The organism is Streptomyces sp. NPDC001100 (assembly GCF_053598575.1).
This window is the reverse complement of the sequence record NZ_JBSFKO010000007.1, coordinates 153,436-173,210: the sequence shown is the minus strand read 5'-3', so window position 1 is coordinate 173,210 and position 19,775 is coordinate 153,436. Positions and strand designations below refer to the sequence as shown.

Below are 19,775 nucleotides of genomic sequence, written 5' to 3'. Positions count from 1 at the left end.
CGGCCACGATTCCGCCCGCACTGGCATCAAACCGCCCGTCCGGGGGAAAGTGGGAGGGACGGACCGGGGTGGTGAGCCGATGCCTGACCGTGAGTCCCGAGAGGACCCGTCGCAGCACGAGAGCCGGGAGACCGATGCCGAGCGCAGACGGCGCCGGGCGCAGTTCCTGCGCGAACTGACCGAGGCCCGGGAGCTGCGCGACCGGGTCCAGCCCCGCCGCGCCAAGGCCGCCAGGCTGCGCCACGCCATGCGTATGCGAACCTTCCGCTGGTAATTGAGGCCTGTCTCACAGGACCTTGTAAGGCCAACCCGGTGCGTGTGCACGGCGATCGCCGCGTACGATCCCGCTGGTGGTCGATCAAACACGGGCGGACACAGGGAGCCGAAGACGTCCCCTGAACGCCTTGTTTCTGCCACGATTCCGAGTGGGTGGGGCTCGGAGCACGAGCTCTCCCCGCCCGTAACCTCCGCCGGGGGGACCCCCAACCGGCACGCCTAAGACCAGTGGGAGAGTCACGGTGTACTTCGCCGCACTGCTCGCGCGCACCGAAGACGGGTGGGAAGCGAGCGACACAGAGCTCGACGATGTCGAGAGCCTGTCGGATCTGGCCGAACTGGCCCGTGAAGCCTCGCCCGAGGACGACACGGTGCTGGTGCTCATCGAGCAGGAGGACGCCTGGTTCGGCGTCGTCCGCATCGACGGCGAGGACGACCCCCGGATCTACGTCTCGGACGCAGCTGCGGCGGCCCGCAGCTCGTACGGCGAGATCCTGCTCACGGACGAGCTGCTCGGCAGGGATCCGGACGACGACGACGTCGTCGATCTGGACTCCCTCGACCTCGACGGCACCGAGGACGGTGACTCCGAGGAGGACGACGAGGACGGCACCTCGGCCGAGGCCGTTCCGCACAGCCCGGTCGGGGACAGCCAGATCCTCGACGACCTGGGCGTCGGCGAGAAGGAGTTGCGCCAACTCGACGCCGACGACGCGCTGAGCTCCATCGCCGAGGCCCTGGGGGCCTCGGAGGTCCTGGAGACCGTCCGCTGACAACAGCACGCGCAGAAGGGCCTTGGGACCCGGTACGCGACCGCTGGCGGGCCGCGATGCGGCTCGCCCTGGACGAGGCCGGACAGGCCGCCCTGGGCGGCGACGTCCCGGTCGGCGCGGTCGTACTGTCCCCGGACGGTACGACCGTGCTCGCCGCCGGGCACAACGAACGCGAGGCCACCGGCGATCCGACGGCGCACGCCGAGGTCCTCGCCATCCGGAGGGCCGCCGCGCGCCTCGGCGAGTGGCGGCTGTCCGGCTGCACCCTGGTCGTCACCCTCGAACCCTGCACGATGTGCGCGGGCGCGCTCGTGCAGTCCCGGGTCGACCGGGTCGTCTACGGCGCCCGCGACGAGAAGGCCGGCGCGGCCGGCTCGCTCTTCGACGTCGTCCGCGACCGGCGGCTCAACCACCGCCCCGAGGTGATCGGGGAGGTGCTCGCGGAGGAGTGCGCGCACGTCCTCACGGAGTTCTTCCGAGATCGGTAGCAGCACCCGTGCCGGGGCGCCGATTACCGATTTCAAACCACGCCCCACCTTGTTGTAGGGTCTCTCTCGGTAGCGTGTCCGAGCGGCCGAAGGAGCTCGCCTCGAAAGCGAGTGTGGCGCAAGTCACCGAGGGTTCAAATCCCTCCGCTACCGCAGCTGGCTGAAGGGTCGGTCCCGATGGGGACCGGCCCTTCGGCACGTTCCGTCCCGGTTCCGTCCCGGTCGGCTGCGGCGGCGGACGGCGTGACCGGCCGAACCTGGAAACAGGCGTTCCTGAAGTCGGTCACGGCCTGCCCGCACGCTCCCCCCAGCTCACCCACGGAGACAGGACGTAGTCACGTGGCGACCTTTGGTCATGATTCCGGGATTTCGGCGGGTCGCGCGTGGCAACAGCCCCTCACCTGGGGGCCGTTGATCCCTGATTGATCCAAATAGGGGCCGTGAAGGATACACTCACCGCCGGCAACAGGGGGCCCACGGGCACGTACGTCACAGGGGAGGCCGCGATGGCGGTGAACGCGAAGAAGATCGCCGTCTATGTGCTCGTGGTCTTCGCGCTGTACGTGATCATCACTAAGCCCGCCAAGGCGGCCGACTACGTCCAGATAGGCTTCGAGGGCATATCGGACGCCGCGAAGGCCATCGGCGACTTCATGACCTGGCTGGCCGACGGGGCGCACTAGCCGACCACCCGGGAGCGTGCAGATGATCCGCCACCTCGTCCTCTTCAAGCTCAACGAGGGCGTCCAGCGCGACGACCCGCGGGTGGTGGCGGGCGTCGAGGCCTTCCGCCCGCTCGGCGACCTGATCGAGGAGCTGCGCTCCTGGGAGCTGGGCTGGAACATCAGCGACCGTCCCATCGCCTACGACTTCGCGATCAACTCCTCGGCCGACGACGCCGACGCCCTGAAGCGGTACGTCGAGCACCCCGCGCACCAGGCGGGCGTCGCGCTGTGGCGCGAGTTCGCCACCTGGGTGATCGCCGACTACGAGATCTGAACGCGCCACCGAAGAGCCCCCTGCCGTCACGGCGGGGGGCTTTTCTACGCCTTATGCACCAACTTGCCCTTCAACACGGCCTAACAAGGTATTAGGCGGTGCTTGCACACAGTGCACATGTCTTGTGATGCTATGACCGCTTTTGACGGATGAGTTGACCTATTGAAGAGGTGTGGCGTTGACCGTGTCGGCCAGTACAGCGCCGCCTCAGGAAGAGGCTCCCGCCCAGCCCCCGGCGGCAGCCGCTCCGCCCCGCAGCCGCGGTGCCGACACCCGGGCCCTGACCCAGGTGCTGTTCGGCCAGCTCAAGGGGCTCCAGCCGGGTACGCCGGAGCACAACCGGGTGCGCGGGGCGCTCATCGAGGCCAACCTCCCGCTCGTGCGCTACGCCGCCGCCCGCTTCCGCTCCCGCAACGAGCCGATGGAGGACGTCGTCCAGGTCGGCACCATCGGTCTCATCAACGCCATCGACCGCTTCGACCCGGACCGGGGCGTGCAGTTCCCCACGTTCGCGATGCCGACCGTCATCGGGGAGATCAAGCGCTACTTCCGCGACAACGTCCGCACGGTCCATGTCCCGCGCCGGCTGCACGAGTTGTGGGTGCAGGTCAACGCGGCGACCGAGGACCTGACAACCGCCTTCGGGCGCACTCCGAGCACCGCCGAGATCGCCGAGCGGCTGCGGATCGGCGAGGACGATGTGCTGTCCTGCATCGAGGCCGGCCGCTCGTACCACGCGACCTCCCTGGAGGCCGCCCAGGAGGGCGACGGACTGCCCGGCCTGCTGGACCGGCTCGGCTACGAGGACCCGGCCCTGGACGGCGTGGAACACCGCGACCTGGTCCGGCACCTGCTCGTCCAACTCCCGGAACGCGAACAGCGGATCCTGCTCCTGCGCTACTACAGCAATCTCACCCAGTCGCAGATCAGCGCGGAACTCGGCGTCTCCCAGATGCATGTCTCCCGGCTACTCGCCCGCAGCTTCCAGCGGCTGCGCTCCGCGAACCGCATCGAGGCGTAACCGAAAGCACTGGCGAACTGTCACCGGTACGAACGAATCGCTCATCGGGGCGGTTCCCGACAGTTCTGCGCTGAAAAAGCGTCAGACCCCCTTTTTCCAGGGCTGTTTCGTAACAGACAAGTCGACATGTCACTACAGCGTGTTGCCGACATGTGACATTCTGCGGGAAGCGCGTTTGCCGTGGCCCAGGCTCCGGTATTCAGGTGAAGGCACCGCTCCCCCGACGGGGGCGATCGCCGCGACCGTCCCGCGACCCAAAGGGGGTGGCATGTCCGCAGACCAGGGCAGCTCGAAGGTGCTCACGCTCACCAAGAGCGAGGCTGAGCCCGCACTCGACGCCGTTACGGTCCTGGAGGCCGTACCCGCCGTACCGGCCCCGGCCCTCCCGACCACGGGAGCCATCGACACCCGCACCCTGTCCCGCTCCCTCTTCCTGCGGCTCGCCGCACTCGACGAGAACAGCCCCGAGCGCGGTTACGTCAGGGACACCCTCATCGAGCTCAACCTCCCGCTGGTGCGTTACGCCGCCGCGCGTTTCCGCTCCCGCAACGAGCCGATGGAGGACATCGTCCAGGTCGGCACGATCGGCCTGATCAAGGCGATCGACCGGTTCGACTGCGAACGCGGGGTGGAGTTCCCGACGTTCGCGATGCCGACCGTCGTGGGCGAGATCAAGCGCTTCTTCCGCGACACGTCGTGGTCGGTGCGCGTCCCGCGCCGCCTCCAGGAGCTGCGGCTGGCCCTCACGAAGGCCAGCGACGAGCTCTCCCAGAAGCTGGACCGGTCGCCGACCGTGCCCGAACTCGCCGCGGTGCTGGGCGTGTCCGAGGAGGACGTCGTCGACGGCCTCGCGGTCGGCAACGCCTACACGGCCTCCTCGCTCGACTCCCCGGCCCCCGAGGACGACGGCGGCGAAGGCTCGCTGGCGGACCGCCTCGGCTACGAGGACACGGCCCTGGAGGGCGTGGAGTACCGCGAGTCCCTCAAGCCCCTCCTGGCCAAACTCCCGCCCCGCGAGCGCCGGATCATCATGCTGCGCTTCTTCGCCAACATGACCCAGTCGCAGATCGGCGAGGAGGTCGGCATCTCCCAGATGCACGTCTCCCGCCTCCTCACCCGCACCCTGTCCACCCTGCGCGAGGGCCTGATCTCGGACTGAGTCCCCCGCCGAACCCGCCGCCAAGGGTTCCTATTTGACGAAGCGTCAGCCACCATGGCGCGATGCTTCGTCCCCCACGGACACCTGGCCGCCGAGGCGCCCTCCTGGGCGCGTCGGCGGCCGTGGCCTGCGTAACGCTGACCGCGTGCGGCAACGGCGACTCCGACGCCGGCTACGCGGCGGTCGGCCCACCCCGGCCACCGTCCGCCACGGCGGCACGTCCGGCCGGGAGCGTCACACTGGTGCCGCTCGACGGCCCCAGGACACCGGCCGACAGCGGGACTTCGGGGACGGGAACAGGGACCACACCGGGACCGGCGTCCCGCACTCCCGCCCCGGCCTCTTCACCCTCGGGTGCCAAGTCCGGTCATGGCAGCGCGCATTCGCCTACCCCCACCCCAACTGCCGCCCCCACGACGACACCCGCCGCCCTCAGCTGGAGCGCCCCCGCGCGCAAGGCCACGGATCACCGCTGGTGCGAGGACGTGACCCTGGGCTTCCGCAACTCCGGCGGTACGGCGGTGCGTTCGGGCACGGTGACTCTCGGGACGCACATCATCGGCGCCCTCGGGATCGACTGGGCGACGATCGGCTCCACGGAACAACTGCCGGTACCGATCCCGCCCGGCGCGCACACCGAGAAGACCTGGACGGTGTGCGTCGACGCGTGGCGGGTGCCGTTGGGGATGCACATCGAGACGCGGGACGTGTCGGTCGAGTGGCGGTAGCGCGGTCGATAGGCTCCACGCCATGGACGTTCAGGTGGAGGTCGTGCGCGAGGCGACCCAGGAACTCGTGGGCGCGTTCGGTCGGCTGCTGCCGCAGTTGTCCTCCACAGCCAAGCCCCTCGACCGGGCGGCGGTCGAGCGGATGGTCTCGTGCCCGACGAACTCGGTGCTGGTGGCGCGGGCGGAGGGCACGGTAGTCGGCACCCTGACGCTCGTACTGTTCCCCGTGCCATCCGGCTTGCGCGGACGCGTCGAGGACGTGGTCGTGGGCACCGCGGCCCGGGGCCGGGGAATCGCCGCGCTGCTGACCAACGAGGCGCTGCGCATCGCCCGGCAAGCCGGCGCCCGCACCGTCGACCTCACCTCACGCCCTGACCGAACCGCCGCCAACCGGCTCTACGAGCGGCTGGGCTTCCGCGCCCGGAAGTCGACGGTCTACCGGCTCCCCGTGGAACCGGGCCGGTAGCCGTCTCAAGTCGCGCGCTCGGCGTTACATCATCGCCAGGTACACCACCGCCGCCACGACCAGCACGGCGACGACAACGCCGACGATCAGGCCGATACGGGGTCCGGCGGGAGCGGCGGCCTGCTGCGGCCGGCCGCCCTGGGGGGTCTCGTCGACGAAGGCACGGAACATCTGGGTGCTGCCGGCGGGGTCGTAGTTGCCCTCGGGGCCCTGGGTGTTTGCCATGGGCCGAGACACTAGCGAATCCCCGGGGGACACCCAAGTGCGGGGCCTCGCACGGCCATTCCCACCTGTGGGTTTACGTACGCCAATGCTTGCCTTTGCCAACTTTTTATGCCACACCTACCCCGTTTTATTTGCCTGTAGCAACCAACCTCTCTTATGGTTGCCCTAAGCAACGAACATGGAAGGCAGGGGAGGTGTGATGGCCGAGCGGACGCAGTACGAGGAGCTGATACGTCAGTTCAGCGCCTTCGGCGCCGTACGCAGGGAGCTGGGACGGATCCTGCCGTCCGACTGCCCCAGCGGCTCCGCGGCCGTACTGACCCTGCTCGGCCGGCACGGCGCCATGCGCATGAGCAGGCTCGCCGAACTGCTCGCCGTCGACATGTCCGTGACCAGCCGCCATGTCGCGCACGTCGCCGACCGGGGCTGGATCGAACGGTCCGCCGACCCCTCGGACAAGCGCTCCCGCATCCTGCGACTCACCCCCAGCGGCCAGGTCCGGCTCGACGAACTGTCCCGGCGCACCGCCCAGTTGCTCGCCGACCGGCTGAGCGACTGGAGCGACGACGAGGTCGGCCAGCTGATCCGGCTGATGGCCCGGCTCCGCGCCGACTTCGGCGACTGCCGTCCGCACACGGCCCAGCCCCCTCCCCTCGAAACCCCCCACTCCCCCCACCCCGGACTCGACCGCACCACCCGTACACCCGCATAAGCACGGAAGAGAAGGAAGCCCATGGCAACGACCACACCAGCCGGTGTGCGGGCTCACGCCAAGCACGGAGGGGGATCCCCCGCGGCCCCCGACGGCGCACCGATGACACACCGGCAGATCATGGAGGCCCTCTCCGGGCTGCTGCTCGGCCTGTTCGCCGCGATCATCTCCTCGACGATCGTCACCAACGCCCTGCCGACCATCATCGGCAGCCTGGGCGGCGGCCAGGAGGCCTACACCTGGGTCGTCACCGCGGCCCTGCTCTCCATGACGGCCTCGGTGCCGCTGTGGGGCAAGATGGCGGACCTGGTCAGCAAGAAGGCCCTGGTCCAGATATCCCTGGTCATCTACATCATCGGCTCGGTCGTCGCGGGCCTCGCGCAGAACCCGGCGATGCTGATCGGCGCCCGGGTCATCCAGGGCCTCGGCGCCGGCGGTCTCTCCGCCCTCGTCCAGGTCGTGATGGCCGCGATGATCTCCCCGCGCGAGCGCGGCCGGTACTCCGGCTACACCGGCGCCACCTTCGCCGTAGCGACGGTCGGCGGTCCGCTGCTCGGCGGTGTGATCACCGACACCTCGTGGCTCGGCTGGCGCTACTGCCTGTTCGTCGGCATCCCCTTCGCGCTGATCGCGCTGGTCGTGCTGCAGAAGACGCTGCACCTCCCGGTGACCAGGCGGAAGGTCAAGGTCGACTGGGCCGGCGCCTTCTTCATCACCGCCGCCGCCTCGCTGCTGCTGGTCTGGGTGACCTTCGCCGACGACAAGTACGACTGGCTGTCGTGGCAGACCTACACGATGGTGGGCGGCACGTTCGTGCTGGCGCTGCTGTTCGTGTTCACCGAGACCCGGGCGAGCGAGCCGATCATCCCGCTGCGCCTTTTCCGCAACCGCACGGTCTCCCTCGCCTCGCTGGCCTCGCTGTTCGTCGGCGTCGGCATGTACTCGGGCACGGTCTTCTTCTCCCAGTACTTCCAGCTCGCCCGCGACAAGTCCCCGACGATGTCCGGCGTCATGACCATCCCGATGATCGGCGGCCTGTTCGTCGCGTCGATGGTCTCCGGCCGCTTCATCACCAAGACCGGCCGCTGGAAGGGCTGGCTGGTCGCCGGCGGCCTCTTCCTCACCGCCGGTCTGGGCCTGCTCGGCCTGATGCGCTACGACACCCCGTACTGGGAACTGTCGATCTACATGGCCATGCTGGGCATCGGCGTCGGCACGATGATGCAGAACCTGGTCCTCTCCACGCAGAACCAGGTCACCCCGAAGGACCTCGGCGCCGCCTCCTCCACGGTGAGCTTCTTCCGCTCGCTCGGCGGCGCGGTCGGCGTCGGCGTGCTCGGCTCGGTGATGTCCGGCCGGATCACGCACTACGCCAAGGACACCATCACCTCCCTGGACCCGCAGTCGCAGGCCGCCGCCGCGAAGGCCGTCGGCAGCAGCGCGCTCCCCGACATGGACGCGCTGCCGAGCACGGTCCGCACCTGGCTGGAGGGCGCCTACGGCCACGGCATCGCCGACGTCTTCCTCTACGCGGCCCCCTTCGCCCTCATCGCGTTCCTCGTCGTGATGTTCATCAAGGAGGTCCCGCTGCGGACGTCCGGCGGGCTGGCGCAGGCCGCCGAGGAGGCCGTGGGCGTGCTGGACGCGGCCGAGGTTCCCGCGCCGGCCGAGGAGAAGATCCCCAGCTGGGCCGCCACTTCCGAGACGCAGGAGGAGACCGCACCCGTGACCACAGCCATGTCCGTCCCCGCGTCCGGTGGAATTCCCGTCCGCGGCTACGTCCGCGGCGCCGAGAGCACGCCCGTCCCGCAGGCCGCCGTCACCCTGATCTCCCTCGGGGGACGCCAGTTGGGCCGCTCGGTCACCCAGGTGGACGGCTCCTACGCGCTGGACGCGCCGAGCGTCGGCTCGTACGTCCTGATCGCCTCCGCCGACGGCTTCCAGCCGCAGGCGTCGACCGTCGTCGTCAACGGCAGCGACCCGGTGTCGTACGACGTCCTCCTCAGCGGCACCAGCGGCCTCAACGGCCTTGTCCGGGCGGCCGATTCGGGGCAGCCGGTCAAGGACGCGATGGTCATCGTGACCGATGTGCGCGGGGATCTGCTGGCCACCGGGACCACCGGTGAGCAGGGCGAGTTCGCCTTCGCCGAGCTGGTGCCGGGGTCGGTGACCCTCGCGGTGAACGCCGACGGGTACAGGCCGCGGGCGCTGCCCGTCGAGGTCGGCGGCACCGGTGTCACCCGGGTCGAGATCGACCTCGACTCCGGCGCCCGGGTCCTCGGCGTGGTCCGCGCCCCGCACGGCCCGCTGGCCGACGCCCGGGTGACCCTCGTGGACGCGGCGGGCAACGTGGTCGGCACTGCCACCACCGGGATGGACGGGGCATACGCCTTCACCGACCTGAGCGGCGGCGAGTACACGGTGATCGCGACGGGCTACCCGCCGGTCGCCACCGCCCTCACCCTGAATGGCAGCGGAACGGACGGCCACGACATCGAACTCGCCCACCCCGGCGAGTAGTTCACACACCCCGGCCCGTGGAGCGTGTCCCGAGCGGAGGCACTCCCCACGGGCCGGTTCCCTTTGCATGGCTTTGTACGGCGAGGAGTTACGAGAGACATGGGACTGACCGCGAAGATCCGTACCCGCGACGGATGGGCCGTGTCGCACGCGGTCGTCACGGTGACCGACCCGACCGGCGCGCAGGTGCTGCGGGCCGAGGCGGACGCGGAGGGGGCCGTACGGGACGTGAACCCGCTGGCCCCCGGGCCGTACACGGTGATCGTGACCGCCGTCGGCTACGCGCCCGCCGCCGCCACCGCGATCGTCACCGCGAGCGGCCGGGCCGAGGTCGGCACGGTCACCCTGGCCCGCCAGGGCGGCACCGAACTCCCGCCGCCCGGGCCCTGGACCGTGGACCCCGCGCACTCCACGGTCGGCGCGGTCGCCCAGCACCTGGGCATCTCCAGCGTGCGCGGCCGTTTCACCGACTTCGCTTCCACTGTCGAGATCGCGCCGGACGACATCGCCAAGTCCCGTGTGGAGGCGGTCATCCGGGCCGCGTCCATCGACACGGGCAACGCCATGCGCGACGACCACCTGCGCTCGCCGGACTTCCTGGACGTGGACCGCTACCCGGAGATCACCTACCGCTCCACGGCTCTGACCCCCGCCGGCTCCGACCGCTGGACGGTCTCCGGCGAGCTGACCCTCCACGGTGTCGTACGCCCCGTCGACCTCGACCTCGCCTACCTCGGCACCGGCGCCGACCCCTGGGGCGGCACCCGCGCCGCGTTCCGGGCGACCACGGAACTGCGCCGCGAGGACTTCGCGATGAACTACAACCAGGTCGTCCAGGCGGGCATCGCCGCGATCGGCACGACCCTCAAGGTCGAGCTGGACATCCAGGCGGTGCAGGGGGAGTCGCTGCCTCAGGCGTAACGCGGTGCCGTGCGCCTAGGCTGGCGGTATGGCACCGAACATCGCGACCAACACCACCGTCTCCCTGGACGAGTTGCTCGACTTCGTACGACCCCGCCACCGCGCCCTGCTGCTGACCCGGCGGGCCGACGGTGGCCCCCAGGCCTCGCCGCTGACCTGCGGGGTCGACGACTCCGGGCGGATCGTCGTCTCCACCTACCCCGAGCGCGCCAAGACCCGCAACGCCAAGCGGGACCCGCGCGTCAGCCTCGTCGTCCTGAGCGACGAGTGGAACGACCCGTGGGTCCAGATCGACGGCACCGCCGAGGTCGTCGACCCGCCGGACTCCGTGGAACCGCTCGTCGAGTACTACCGCAACATCGCCGGCGAACACCCGGACTGGGACGAGTACCGGGCGGCGATGCTCAAGCAGGGCAAGTCGATCATCCGCGTGACACCGGAGCGGTGGGGACCAGTGGCCACCGGCGGTTTTCCGGCGCGGCTCGTCGAGGGCTGAGCGGGTGCTGGGGGCTGCGCCCCCAGACCCCCATCGGCCCTGAAGGGGCCTCGTCCTCAAACGCCGGACGGGCTGAATCCGCCGACCGGGGTTGAAGGGGCCGTCCGGAGCTGAAGTCCGCGGCGGGCTGATGTTGCCGGCCGGGCCGAAAGGCCCACCCGGTCCCCAAGCCCGCAGCGGGCAGATTCCGTCGGCCCGGTCGAAGGGCTCGCCCGGTGCTCAGGCCCGCGGTGCGGTGTTTTCGGCGCCGTCCCGCTTCACCATCGCCTCGATGCCCGCCACCAGCAGGTCCAGGGCGAAGGTGAAGTCCCGTTCCATCATCTCCGCGACCGTGTCGCCGCCCCGGGCCGCCATGAGTTTCTTGGACTCCTCCACGATCTCGGCGGTCGTCGGGGCGCCGTCGAACGTCGTCATGGCGTGCCGGAAGTAGTCGTCGGGGGTCATGCCGGCGTCGGCGACGCGGGCGAAGAAGTGGCCCTCGATCGTGCCGTAGCCGTAGACGAACTGGAAGACGGCGGAGATCGCCCCCGTCAGCCCGTGGTCCGGCAGTCCCGTGCGCCGGATCACGCGCTGCACGACGCGGGAGAAGGCCAGGTTGTTCGGCCCGATGTTGAGAAACGTCCCGGCGAGCGGCGACAGCCACGGGTGCCGTACCAGCAGGCCCCGGTACTCCGTGGCCAGCATGCGGAGCTGGTCCCGCCAGTCCTCGCCCTCGGCCTCCGGGTCGGGCAGCGACAGCTCGCCGAAGACGGCGTCCAGGGCGAGTTCGAGAAGGTCGTCCTTCGTGTCGACGTACCAGTAGACGGACATCGCCGTCACGTTCAGCTCGGTGGCGAGCCGCCGCATGGAGAACTTCGCGAGTCCCTCGGCGTCGAGGAGTCGTACGGTGGCGTCGGTGATGCGGGTGCGGTCGAGCCCGGAGGGTTGTCCGCCACCGCGAGCACTTCGAGGTGCCTTCTGTTCCAGCCAGACACTCGTGCGCGCAGAACGCCCCGCCGACGAGCTCGTCTTGGCCATGGCGAACCTCCCTCAAGATCCAAATCCCGGATCACCTAACTTAGGGGCGCGGGGAACTGCGCGACCAGCCACAACGCACCCGCACCCGCTACTGAGCGACCACCACCCCCGAGTCTGCCCGCTCCGCCCGCCACAACAACGCCGCCGCAAGCAACCCCCCGGTCAAGACAGCGACCGCGCCCACCAACTGACTTACCTCCAGCGCGGCAGAGAAGGAATCGGTCACCCTCCTCCTCTCCCCGGCGGAGGAAGCCCGGGCCAGCCCCTCCGGCAAGGAGCTCGCCGCGAACCGCGAACTCAGCACCGCGCCGAGAACGGCGACCCCCAGTCCGTTCCCGAACTCCCCCAGCGTGCCGTTGACGCCCGCACCGACCCCCGCCTTCTCCGGCGGAATCGCACTCATGATCGCGTGAGCCATCGCCGGATTGGTGAGAGCTGCCCCCGCCCCGATGAGCACCAACCCCGCCAGAGTCCCCGCATACCCACCGGACGCGAACGACGCGATCGACACCAACCCCGCCGACATCAACACCATGCCCAGCCCGATCGCCACCGGCGCCCCCAACCTCGCCGTCCACTTCGCCGCCAGCCCCGAGAAGTTGAGCGCGACGATCGCCAGGGCGAGCGGTGCCGTCCGCACGCCGGCCTCCAACGGGCCGTAGCCGAGCACGAACTGGAGGTGCTGGGTGAGGAGGAAGAGGGAGCCGGCCATGCCGAAGGTGATCAGGACGACCCCGGTGACCGCGCCCGTGAAGCGGCGGTCGCGGAAGAAGTCCAGGTCGAGCATGGGGTACGGGACGCGGCTCTCCCAGTACGCGAACGCGGCCAGCACGAGGACCGCGACCGCCCCGGTGAGCAGTACCCGGTCCGACGTCCAGCCGTGCGCGGGGCCGGAGATGATCGCGTAGACCAGTGCGGCCATGCCGACGGTGGAGAGCAGGGCGCCGAGCAGGTCGGGGCGGTCGCCGCGCGGGCTCTTGGACTCGGGGACCAGTGCGATCGCCGCGACCAGCGCCAGGGCCGCGACGGGGAGGTTGACGAGGAAGATCGCGCCCCACCGGAAGTGGTTGAGCATGAAGCCGCCCAGGAGCGGACCGGTCGCGAAGCCGAGGGCGTTGACGGCGGCCCAGATGCCGATCGCCTTCGGCTGTTCCTCGGGGGTGAAGATCTGCATCACGACGGCGAGGGTGGTGGTGATGAGCAGTGCCCCGCCGACCCCCATCCCGGCCCGCGCGACGATCAACTGCCCGGTGGAGTCGGCGAGTCCGGCGATCAGCGAGCCCGTGCCGAACAGCACCAGTCCCGTGATCAGCATCTTCTTGCGGCCGTAGCGGTCGGCGGCGCTGCCGGCGGTCAGCAGGAGCCCCGACTGTACGAGCGAGTACGCGTTGATCATCCACTGGATGTCCGCGGTGCTCGCGTCGAGTTCGCGGGTGAGCGAGGGGATCGCGACGTTGAGCACGGTGTTGTCGAGCAGCACGGTGAGCTGCGCGAGGCAGATGACTCCGAGGACGATCCAGCGCTGGGAGTGGCCCTGGAGGGCTGGGGAGGTCGACATGTTGTACACCGTAGAACAGTTCCCATACAGCGTACAACGGAGATTTCCCGGACACGGAAGAGGGGCGGTGACCGTGTGGTCACCGCCCCTCCGGGGTCAGGCTGCTGTCAGCTGCTCGTCTTCTGCGTCAGGTCGTAGAAGGTGGCCGAACCGACCGTCACCTTCTTGTAGTTCTTCTCGACCCACGAGGTGATCTGCGAGGAGCTGCCGGTGCTGCTGCCGCCCATGCCCGTGCCGCCCGAGATGAAGTAGTGGATCTTGCCGTCCGCCACGTACTTCTGGAACTGGGCCAGCGTCGGCGACGGGTCGGTGCCGTTGAAGCCGCCGATCGCCATCACCGGGTCGCCGGTGGCGAGCTGGTAGCTCGCGGCGTTCTGGGAGCCGATGGACGCGGCGACCCAGGTGTACTTGCCCGCGTCCGTCTGGAGCAGCTTCTTGGCCGCCGAGGTGACCGTCGCGCCGTTGAGCAGGCCGCCGACGCCACCGCCGCCGCCCATGCCACCGCCCATCTGGCCGCCGAAGCCGCCACCCTGGTTCTGGGCGGTGCCGCCGGGCGCCGTGCCCGTGCCGCCGCCCGGCATCGTGCCGCCGCCCGGGAAGCCGCCGCCCTGGTTCTGGGTGGTGCCGCCGCCCTGCTGGCCGGGCATCGTGCCCGTGCCGCCGGTGCGGTTGCCGCCGCCGAAGCCGCCCCGGCCGCCGCCCGGACCGCCGCCGCCCATCATGCTCGCGCCGGCCGGACCGGCCGTCGGGATGGAGCCGGTGTGCGCCGAGTTGACCGTCGACATGGTGTAGGCCGCAGGACCGGCCAGGCCCGCCACGATGCTCAAACCGACTGCCGCGAGGGCGAGTTGGCGGCCGATCTTCGCGACGAAGATCAGGCCGAGCGCGCCCGCCAGGGAGCCGAGGAGCACCAGCCACTTCAGCCAGGGCAGGTAGTCGGGGGTGCGGTTGAGGAGGACGTAGCCCCACACGCCGGCCGCAACTACCGCCGCCGCGAGGGTGATCGACGCCCAGATCTCGCTCCGCCGCTCCCAGAGGGAACCCGCGCCGATGCCGATCACGGCCGCGATGTAGGGCGCGAGGGCGATCGTGTAGTACTGGTGGAAGATGCCGGCCATGTAGCTGAAGACGACCAGGGTCGTCACCAGCGAGCCGCCCCAGACCAGGAGCGAACCGCGCCTGACCGACGTGCGGTTGAGCTTGCGCGTGGCCACCAGGCCCGCGACGAGGAGGATCAGCGCGGTGGGCAGCAGCCAGGAGATCTGGCTGCCGATCTCGGAGTTGAACATCCGGTTCCAGCCGGTGGCACCCCACATGCCCGTGCCGGTGCCGCCGCCTCCGCCGCCGACACTGCCGGTCTCGTCACCGCTGAGGCGGCCGAACCCGTTGTAGCCGAAGGTCAGTTCAAGGAAGCTGTTGTTCTGCGAGCCGCCGATGTAGGGGCGCGAGGACGCCGGCCACAGCTCGACGATCGCGACCCACCAGCCGGCGGCGGCGACCAACGCGCCCGTCGCCAGGCCCAGTTGGGCGAACCTCTTCTTCACGCCCACCGGCGCGCACACCGCGTAGACGATGGCCAGCGGCGGCAGGATCAGGAAGGCCTGGAGCGTCTTCGCGAGGAACGCGAAGCCGATCGCGACACCGGCCCACACCAGCCACTTCGTACGGCCGTCCTCCAGGGCCCGGACGACGAGGTAGCAGGCCACCGACATCAGCAACGCCAGTGCCGCGTCGGGGTTGTTGAAGCGGAACATCAGCGCGGCGACCGGGGTGAGCGCGAGCACGGCGCCCGCGATCAGACCGGCCTCGGGGCTGTGGCGGCGGCGCACCGCCGCGTAGACGACCGCGACCGTGCCGACGCCCATGAGGACCTCGGGGACCAGGATCGCCCACGAGTTGAGGCCGAAGATGCGGACCGAGATCTCCATCGGCCACAGGAAGGCCGAGGGCTTGTCGACCGTGATCGCGTTGCCCGCGTCCAGCGAGCCGAACAGCATCGCCTTCCAGCTCTTGCTGCCGGCCTGGACCGCCGCCGAGTAGAAGGAGTTGGAGTAGCCGGACGCACTCAGGTTGTAGAGGTAGAGCAGGCCCGTCGCGAGCAGCATGCCCCAGAACGCGGGGCGCACCCAGCGCGGGTCCTCGGGCCGGCCGCGCCACAGGCGGCGGCCGAGCGGCTGCTTCGGCTCACCGGCCTGGGGGGCCAGGGTGTCCGAGGTCGCCACCGGCTCGTGCACGGCCGTGTCTCTGGCACCGGTGTCACCGGTCGGCGCCCCCCAGGACGAGGGGCCGCCTCCTCCCGGATAGGTCGTCTGATCGGTTTCGGTGGTCATCGGGGGTCCCTCGGATCGGTGTCGTGGGGACGCACCGGCTGCAACTGCATCGTCGCGTCCCTCCAGGTGCCGTCCGCGGCTTCACCGGCGCGGAACTGGGTGGTGGTGTCGTACGTGGTGGTGTCGTACGTCCCCTGCTGGGGCTGCGGCTGCCGGGTGGGCAGCGGGCCGTAGACACCGTGGTGCTGTGCGTGCCGTGCGTGCTGCGTGTACTGGGGTGCCGTCCCCGCCGTCGAATAGGTCGGCGACGAAGGGGAGTTGAAGGCCGCGAGCGTCGACTCGTCGGTGCTGTCGCCGCGGTCCGGGAAGACCCAGGCGCGGAAGAGCAGGAAGCGCAGGACGGTCGCGGCGAGGTTGGCGGCCACCAGGACCGCGAGTTCGGTGGAGTGCGCCGGGTTGCTGCTGGCCGCGTTCAGGGCGGCGAGCGAACCACTGGTCAGCGCGAGGCCGATGGCGAAGACGACCAGGCCCTGCGCCTGGTGGCGGACGGCGCCGCCCCGGCCGCGGACCCCGAAGGTCAGTCTGCGGTTGGCGGCCGTGTTGGCGACCGCCGAGACCAGCAGCGCGAGCGCGTTGGCGACCTGCGAGCCGGAGAACTGCCGGAAGAGGCTGTAGAGGACCAGGTAGAAGAGGGTGGAGAGACCGCCGACCACGCAGAACCCGACGAGCTGGCGGGCCAGCCCCTTGGGCACGTCCTTGATGTCACGGTCGCGGGGGTCGTCGCCGAAGGGGCGCGTGACACGGTCGAGCGGCAGCGAACCGGAGGCCAGGGCCTTGCCCACGCGCCACACTCCCTTCAGGTCCTCGGTCGCCGTCTTCACGATGTGGACCGTCGAGTTCGGGTCGTCGACCCAGTCGACCGGCACCTCGTGGATGCGCAGTCCGGCCCGCTCGGCCAGCACCAGCATCTCGGTGTCGAAGAACCAGCCGGTGTCCTCGACGAGCGGCAGCAGCGCCTGGGCCACATCACGCCGGATCGCCTTGAATCCGCACTGGGCGTCCGAGAAGCGGGCCTGGAGCGAGCCGCGCAGGATCAGGTTGTAGGTCCGGCTGATGAACTCGCGCTTGGCGCCACGCACGACACGCGACGAGCGGGCCAGCCGGGAACCGATCGCCAGGTCGGAGTGACCCGAGATCAGCGGCGCCACCAGGGGGAGCAGCGCGTTGAGGTCGGTGGAGAGATCGACGTCCATGTAGGCGAGGATCGGGGCGTCCGAGGCGGACCAGACGGTGCGCAGTGCTCGACCGCGCCCCTTCTGCTCCAGCCGGAAGGATGTGACCTCCGGGATTTCCGACTCCAGCCGCGCCGCCACCTGAGGAGTGGTGTCGATCGACGCGTTGTCCGCGATGGTGATGCGGAACGCGTACGGGAACGTGCGCTTGAGGTGCTCGTGCAGTCTGAGCACACATGGCTGGAGGTCCTTCTCCTCGTTGTAGACGGGGATCACTACGTCCAGGACAGGCGTACCGGCGTCTCCGGCCGGGAGGTGCTCCCGCGCCGGCAGGGTGCCGGGAGAAGAGTCGGTTCGCATGAACCGACTCTCCTCAAGTGCCCTGTTGCACCCATGTGGTGGCACTGTGCTGTGCCTGTGAGTGCGATTGCCAATTCGTTTCGGGGGCGGGCACGGGCACAGCCGGTGCAAGCGCGGGCAGATGCACGGTGAACACCGTGCGTCCGGGAACGCTGTCCACGGTGACGGCACCGCCGTGCGCGGTCGCGACCGCCTGCACGATGGCGAGGCCCAGACCGGTCGACCCGGTGGAGCGGGAACGGGCCGAGTCGCCGCGCGCGAACCGCTCGAAGACGTGCGGCAGCAAATCCGGGGGGATGCCCTGGCCGTTGTCCTCGACGTCCACGCACATCCACGGTCCGCGCCGCTGGACGCGTGCGGTGATCGTCGTACCCGGCGGGGTGTGCTTTCTCGCGTTGCCCAGCAGATTGACCAGCACCTGCTGGATGCGGGCCGCGTCCGCCGACACGAGGGCGGGTTCGTCGGGCAGGTCGAGCCGCCAGTTGTGGCCCATGCCGGCCGCGCGCGAGTCGCTGATGGTGTCCACGACGAGCGGGATCAGGTCGGTCTGGTCGAACTGCAGCGGTCTGCCCGCGTCGAGCCGGGCGAGCAGGAGCAGATCCTCGACGAGGAGGGTCATGCGCCCGGCCTCGGACTCGATCCGGCCGAGGGCGTGCTTGGTGTCCGGCCCGGTCTGTTCACGCCCGCGACGGGTGAGTTCGGCATATCCCCGGATGGAGGCGAGGGGCGTCCGCAGCTCGTGACTGGCGTCCGCGACGAACTGCCGTACCCGCATCTCGCTCTGCTGTCTGGCGTGCAGGGCGCCGTGCACATGGTCGAGCATCCGGTTCAGCGCGGCCCCGACCTGGCCGACCTCGGTGTGCGGGTCGGTCTCGGACTCGGCGACCCGTTCGTTCAGGGTCACCTCGCCCGTGTGGAGGGGGAGTTCGGAGACACGGGTGGCGGTGGCGGCGACCCGGCGGAGGGGGCGGGTGGCGATGCCGACGAGGATGTAGCCGGCGATGCCCGCGGCCACGAGGCCTGCGGCGGTGACGCTGAGCTCGACGAGGATGAGGGTGTTGACGGTGTTGTCGACCTCTTCGGTCGGCAAGCCGATGTAGTAGCCCTCGGTCTTGTCGTCCGGGGTGCTGGCGTACTTGACGAGGTAGTCACCCAGGCCCGGGATGGTCACGGTGTGTGTGTTGCCGTCCTTCGCCACGGACGCGAGGGCCTTCTTCTGCGCCGTGTTGAGAGCCGGGGTGGCCATCCCCTTGCCCACGCCGGAGCTGTCGGTCTGCTGCTGGCTGTAGGAAGCGGTGGTGATCGAGCCCTTGTCCACATAGGCGGCGATCGTCTTCTCCTGCGACGGACCGCTGCTGGTGAGGACGCGCTTGACCTTGCCGGCCGGCGTCTTGATGGGATCGTCACTGTCGGCAGAGTTGGAGGTGGTGGACGAGCCGTTCGGGTTCGCCGGCCCCGGTCCGCCGTCCGGGCTTCCCTGAGGACGGCCCACCGCACGGATGGCCGTCTCCGTCACCTTGCCCTTGAGCTGGTCGTACAGATGCGACTGCAGCGCGACAGTCGTCACCGTACCGATCACCGCACACACCACCGCGATCAGCGTCACGGACGCGACGACGAGCCGGGTCCGCAGGGTGTGCGGCTTACCCGCTCGCTTCTTCTGCGCACGCGGCCGTCGTCGCCCGCTCATGAGGCCGCGGGCTTGATCAGGTAACCGGCACCGCGTCGGGTGTGGATCATCGGCTCACGTCCCGCGTCGATCTTGCGGCGGAGGTACGAGATGTAGAGCTCGACCACATTGGCCTGCCCACCGAAGTCGTACGACCACACACGGTCGAGGATCTGTGCCTTGCTGAGTACACGACGGGGATTACGCATCAGGAAGCGCAACAGCTCGAACTCGGTGGCGGTGAGGTGGATGCCCTCGCCGGCCCGCGACACCTCGTGGCTGTCCTCGTCGAGGGTGAGGTCACCCACGACCAGCACGGAGTCCGAACGGCGGTCCGCAGCGCCGGAGCGGCGGATCAGCCCGCGCAGCCGGGCCACGACCTCTTCGAGGCTGAAGGGCTTGGTGACGTAGTCGTCGCCGCCGGCGGTGAGACCCGCGATGCGGTCCTCGACCGCGTCCTTCGCGGTGAGGAACAGCACCGGAACGTCCGGCAGCTCACGGCGCAGCCGGCCCAGGACGGTCAGACCGTCCATGTCGGGCAGCATCATGTCGAGGACGACGGCGTCGGGCCGGAACTCGCGCGCGGTCTGGATCGCGCCGGTTCCGTCACCCGCGCTGCGGATCTGCCAGCCTTCATAGCGAAGGGCCATGGACAGCAGCTCGGTGATCGACAGCTCGTCGTCCACCACAAGCACTCGGACGGGGCTCCCGTCCGGCCTCAGCAGTTCGGTGCGCCCCTGGGGCGAGGTCGTGGTCATGGTGGACACGTTGTCGTGGTCCTCTTAGAGCACGCTTTCTAGAGTCTGTGATTTTCCTGAGAAACACACAGGGGCCTCTCAGGGAACACCTTGGAATCTCTTGCCCGGGACTTATCCCGTCCCGCAC

At 69.9% G+C, this 19,775-nt stretch carries 20 protein-coding genes and 1 tRNA gene; 14 read left to right on the top strand and 7 right to left on the bottom strand.

Annotation, left to right across the window (positions count from 1 at the left end; translation table 11 throughout):
• Positions 1-79 precede the first annotated feature (79 nt).
• The 10 genes from ACWDEW_RS12645 (at position 80) to ACWDEW_RS12600 (ending at position 5,910) form a co-directional block, all read left to right on the top strand.
• Positions 80-274 (top strand): hypothetical protein, encoded by a 195-nt coding sequence (locus ACWDEW_RS12645; RefSeq protein ID WP_019073298.1) that lies wholly within the window; start codon positions 80-82, stop codon positions 272-274.
• Between the two features lie 244 nt (positions 275-518).
• The gene (locus ACWDEW_RS12640; protein ID WP_450512186.1) at positions 519-1,049 is read left to right on the top strand and encodes a tRNA adenosine deaminase-associated protein; all 531 of its coding nucleotides are present in this window, start codon (positions 519-521) and stop codon (positions 1,047-1,049) included.
• 56 nt (positions 1,050-1,105) lie between these two features.
• On the top strand, positions 1,106-1,537 hold the full coding sequence (tadA, locus tag ACWDEW_RS12635) for a tRNA adenosine(34) deaminase TadA (protein WP_450512184.1): 432 nt from the start codon (positions 1,106-1,108) through the stop codon (positions 1,535-1,537).
• 68 nt (positions 1,538-1,605) lie between these two features.
• Positions 1,606-1,690 (top strand) — tRNA-Ser (locus ACWDEW_RS12630).
• 287 nt (positions 1,691-1,977) lie between these two features.
• Positions 1,978-2,220: a hypothetical protein gene (locus tag ACWDEW_RS12625; RefSeq protein WP_450512452.1), complete on the top strand. Its 243-nt coding sequence runs from the start codon at positions 1,978-1,980 to the stop codon at positions 2,218-2,220.
• A gap of 22 nt (positions 2,221-2,242) precedes the next feature.
• Positions 2,243-2,536, top strand: a complete 294-nt coding sequence (locus ACWDEW_RS12620; protein WP_450512182.1) for a Dabb family protein — start codon at positions 2,243-2,245, stop codon at positions 2,534-2,536.
• A 172-nt stretch (positions 2,537-2,708) separates the two neighbouring features.
• Positions 2,709-3,557, top strand: a complete 849-nt coding sequence (locus ACWDEW_RS12615) for an RNA polymerase sigma factor SigF (protein WP_450512180.1) — start codon at positions 2,709-2,711, stop codon at positions 3,555-3,557.
• Positions 3,558-3,825: 268 nt separating this feature from the next.
• Positions 3,826-4,716 carry an RNA polymerase sigma factor SigF gene (locus tag ACWDEW_RS12610; RefSeq protein ID WP_019073292.1) on the top strand — a complete coding sequence of 297 codons (891 nt, stop codon included), beginning with the start codon at positions 3,826-3,828 and terminating at the stop codon, positions 4,714-4,716.
• A gap of 62 nt (positions 4,717-4,778) precedes the next feature.
• Positions 4,779-5,444, top strand: coding sequence for a hypothetical protein (locus ACWDEW_RS12605; RefSeq protein ID WP_450512178.1), 666 nt, complete (start codon positions 4,779-4,781; stop codon positions 5,442-5,444).
• 22 nt (positions 5,445-5,466) lie between these two features.
• Positions 5,467-5,910 (top strand): GNAT family N-acetyltransferase, encoded by a 444-nt coding sequence (locus ACWDEW_RS12600; protein ID WP_450512176.1) that lies wholly within the window; start codon positions 5,467-5,469, stop codon positions 5,908-5,910.
• Positions 5,911-5,934: 24 nt separating this feature from the next.
• On the opposite strand, the gene ACWDEW_RS12595 is transcribed toward ACWDEW_RS12600, so the two are convergent.
• A complete protein-coding gene (locus ACWDEW_RS12595; RefSeq protein WP_450512174.1) occupies positions 5,935-6,135 on the bottom strand; it encodes a hypothetical protein in 201 nt (66 codons plus the stop codon).
• A gap of 199 nt (positions 6,136-6,334) precedes the next feature.
• Between ACWDEW_RS12595 and ACWDEW_RS12590 the strand changes: the two genes are divergently transcribed.
• From ACWDEW_RS12590 to ACWDEW_RS12575, 4 genes are all read left to right on the top strand, one after another.
• Positions 6,335-6,847 carry a MarR family winged helix-turn-helix transcriptional regulator gene (locus ACWDEW_RS12590; RefSeq protein ID WP_450512172.1) on the top strand — a complete coding sequence of 171 codons (513 nt, stop codon included), beginning with the start codon at positions 6,335-6,337 and terminating at the stop codon, positions 6,845-6,847.
• 21 nt (positions 6,848-6,868) lie between these two features.
• Positions 6,869-9,367: an MFS transporter gene (locus ACWDEW_RS12585; RefSeq protein WP_450512170.1), complete on the top strand. Its 2,499-nt coding sequence runs from the start codon at positions 6,869-6,871 to the stop codon at positions 9,365-9,367.
• A 99-nt stretch (positions 9,368-9,466) separates the two neighbouring features.
• Complete coding sequence (locus ACWDEW_RS12580) at positions 9,467-10,288, top strand: YceI family protein (protein ID WP_450512169.1); 822 nt, start codon at positions 9,467-9,469, stop codon at positions 10,286-10,288.
• A 28-nt stretch (positions 10,289-10,316) separates the two neighbouring features.
• Entirely contained in the window at positions 10,317-10,784 is a 468-nt protein-coding gene (locus ACWDEW_RS12575; RefSeq protein ID WP_450512167.1) for a PPOX class F420-dependent oxidoreductase, read from the top strand.
• Between the two features lie 219 nt (positions 10,785-11,003).
• Here ACWDEW_RS12575 and ACWDEW_RS12570 read toward each other — a convergent pair whose 3' ends face one another.
• The 6 genes from ACWDEW_RS12570 to ACWDEW_RS12545 all read right to left on the bottom strand — a co-directional run bounded on the left by ACWDEW_RS12570 (position 11,004) and on the right by ACWDEW_RS12545 (position 19,648).
• Entirely contained in the window at positions 11,004-11,801 is a 798-nt protein-coding gene (locus ACWDEW_RS12570) for a TetR/AcrR family transcriptional regulator (protein ID WP_450512165.1), read from the bottom strand.
• Positions 11,802-11,889: 88 nt separating this feature from the next.
• Positions 11,890-13,359: an MFS transporter gene (locus ACWDEW_RS12565; protein ID WP_450512163.1), complete on the bottom strand. Its 1,470-nt coding sequence runs from the start codon at positions 13,357-13,359 to the stop codon at positions 11,890-11,892.
• Positions 13,360-13,466: 107 nt separating this feature from the next.
• Positions 13,467-15,689 carry an ArnT family glycosyltransferase gene (locus ACWDEW_RS12560; protein ID WP_450512161.1) on the bottom strand — a complete coding sequence of 741 codons (2,223 nt, stop codon included), beginning with the start codon at positions 15,687-15,689 and terminating at the stop codon, positions 13,467-13,469.
• Entirely contained in the window at positions 15,686-17,221 is a 1,536-nt protein-coding gene (locus tag ACWDEW_RS12555; RefSeq protein WP_450512159.1) for a glycosyltransferase, read from the bottom strand. Before ACWDEW_RS12555 ends, ACWDEW_RS12560 begins: the two co-directional genes overlap by 4 nt.
• A gap of 13 nt (positions 17,222-17,234) precedes the next feature.
• Positions 17,235-18,911 (bottom strand): sensor histidine kinase, encoded by a 1,677-nt coding sequence (locus ACWDEW_RS12550; RefSeq protein WP_450512157.1) that lies wholly within the window; start codon positions 18,909-18,911, stop codon positions 17,235-17,237.
• Positions 18,908-19,648 carry a response regulator transcription factor gene (locus ACWDEW_RS12545; protein ID WP_026179246.1) on the bottom strand — a complete coding sequence of 247 codons (741 nt, stop codon included), beginning with the start codon at positions 19,646-19,648 and terminating at the stop codon, positions 18,908-18,910. Before ACWDEW_RS12545 ends, ACWDEW_RS12550 begins: the two co-directional genes overlap by 4 nt.
• Positions 19,649-19,775: the final 127 nt, after the last annotated feature.

Coding starts and splice junctions, on each gene's coding strand:
- ACWDEW_RS12555 (WP_450512159.1), bottom strand. CDS start 17,221: ATGCGAACCGACTCTTCTCCCGGCACCCTGCCGGCGCGGGAGCACCTC.
- ACWDEW_RS12570 (WP_450512165.1), bottom strand. CDS start 11,801: ATGGCCAAGACGAGCTCGTCGGCGGGGCGTTCTGCGCGCACGAGTGTC.
- ACWDEW_RS12560 (WP_450512161.1), bottom strand. CDS start 15,689: ATGACCACCGAAACCGATCAGACGACCTATCCGGGAGGAGGCGGCCCC.
- ACWDEW_RS12545 (WP_026179246.1), bottom strand. CDS start 19,648: ATGACCACGACCTCGCCCCAGGGGCGCACCGAACTGCTGAGGCCGGAC.
- ACWDEW_RS12550 (WP_450512157.1), bottom strand. CDS start 18,911: ATGAGCGGGCGACGACGGCCGCGTGCGCAGAAGAAGCGAGCGGGTAAG.
- ACWDEW_RS12605 (WP_450512178.1), top strand. CDS start 4,779: ATGCTTCGTCCCCCACGGACACCTGGCCGCCGAGGCGCCCTCCTGGGC.
- ACWDEW_RS12610 (WP_019073292.1), top strand. CDS start 3,826: ATGTCCGCAGACCAGGGCAGCTCGAAGGTGCTCACGCTCACCAAGAGC.
- ACWDEW_RS12645 (WP_019073298.1), top strand. CDS start 80: ATGCCTGACCGTGAGTCCCGAGAGGACCCGTCGCAGCACGAGAGCCGG.
- ACWDEW_RS12585 (WP_450512170.1), top strand. CDS start 6,869: ATGGCAACGACCACACCAGCCGGTGTGCGGGCTCACGCCAAGCACGGA.
- tadA (WP_450512184.1), top strand. CDS start 1,106: ATGCGGCTCGCCCTGGACGAGGCCGGACAGGCCGCCCTGGGCGGCGAC.
- ACWDEW_RS12590 (WP_450512172.1), top strand. CDS start 6,335: ATGGCCGAGCGGACGCAGTACGAGGAGCTGATACGTCAGTTCAGCGCC.
- ACWDEW_RS12600 (WP_450512176.1), top strand. CDS start 5,467: ATGGACGTTCAGGTGGAGGTCGTGCGCGAGGCGACCCAGGAACTCGTG.
- ACWDEW_RS12595 (WP_450512174.1), bottom strand. CDS start 6,135: ATGGCAAACACCCAGGGCCCCGAGGGCAACTACGACCCCGCCGGCAGC.
- ACWDEW_RS12620 (WP_450512182.1), top strand. CDS start 2,243: ATGATCCGCCACCTCGTCCTCTTCAAGCTCAACGAGGGCGTCCAGCGC.
- ACWDEW_RS12580 (WP_450512169.1), top strand. CDS start 9,467: ATGGGACTGACCGCGAAGATCCGTACCCGCGACGGATGGGCCGTGTCG.
- ACWDEW_RS12565 (WP_450512163.1), bottom strand. CDS start 13,359: ATGTCGACCTCCCCAGCCCTCCAGGGCCACTCCCAGCGCTGGATCGTC.
- ACWDEW_RS12575 (WP_450512167.1), top strand. CDS start 10,317: ATGGCACCGAACATCGCGACCAACACCACCGTCTCCCTGGACGAGTTG.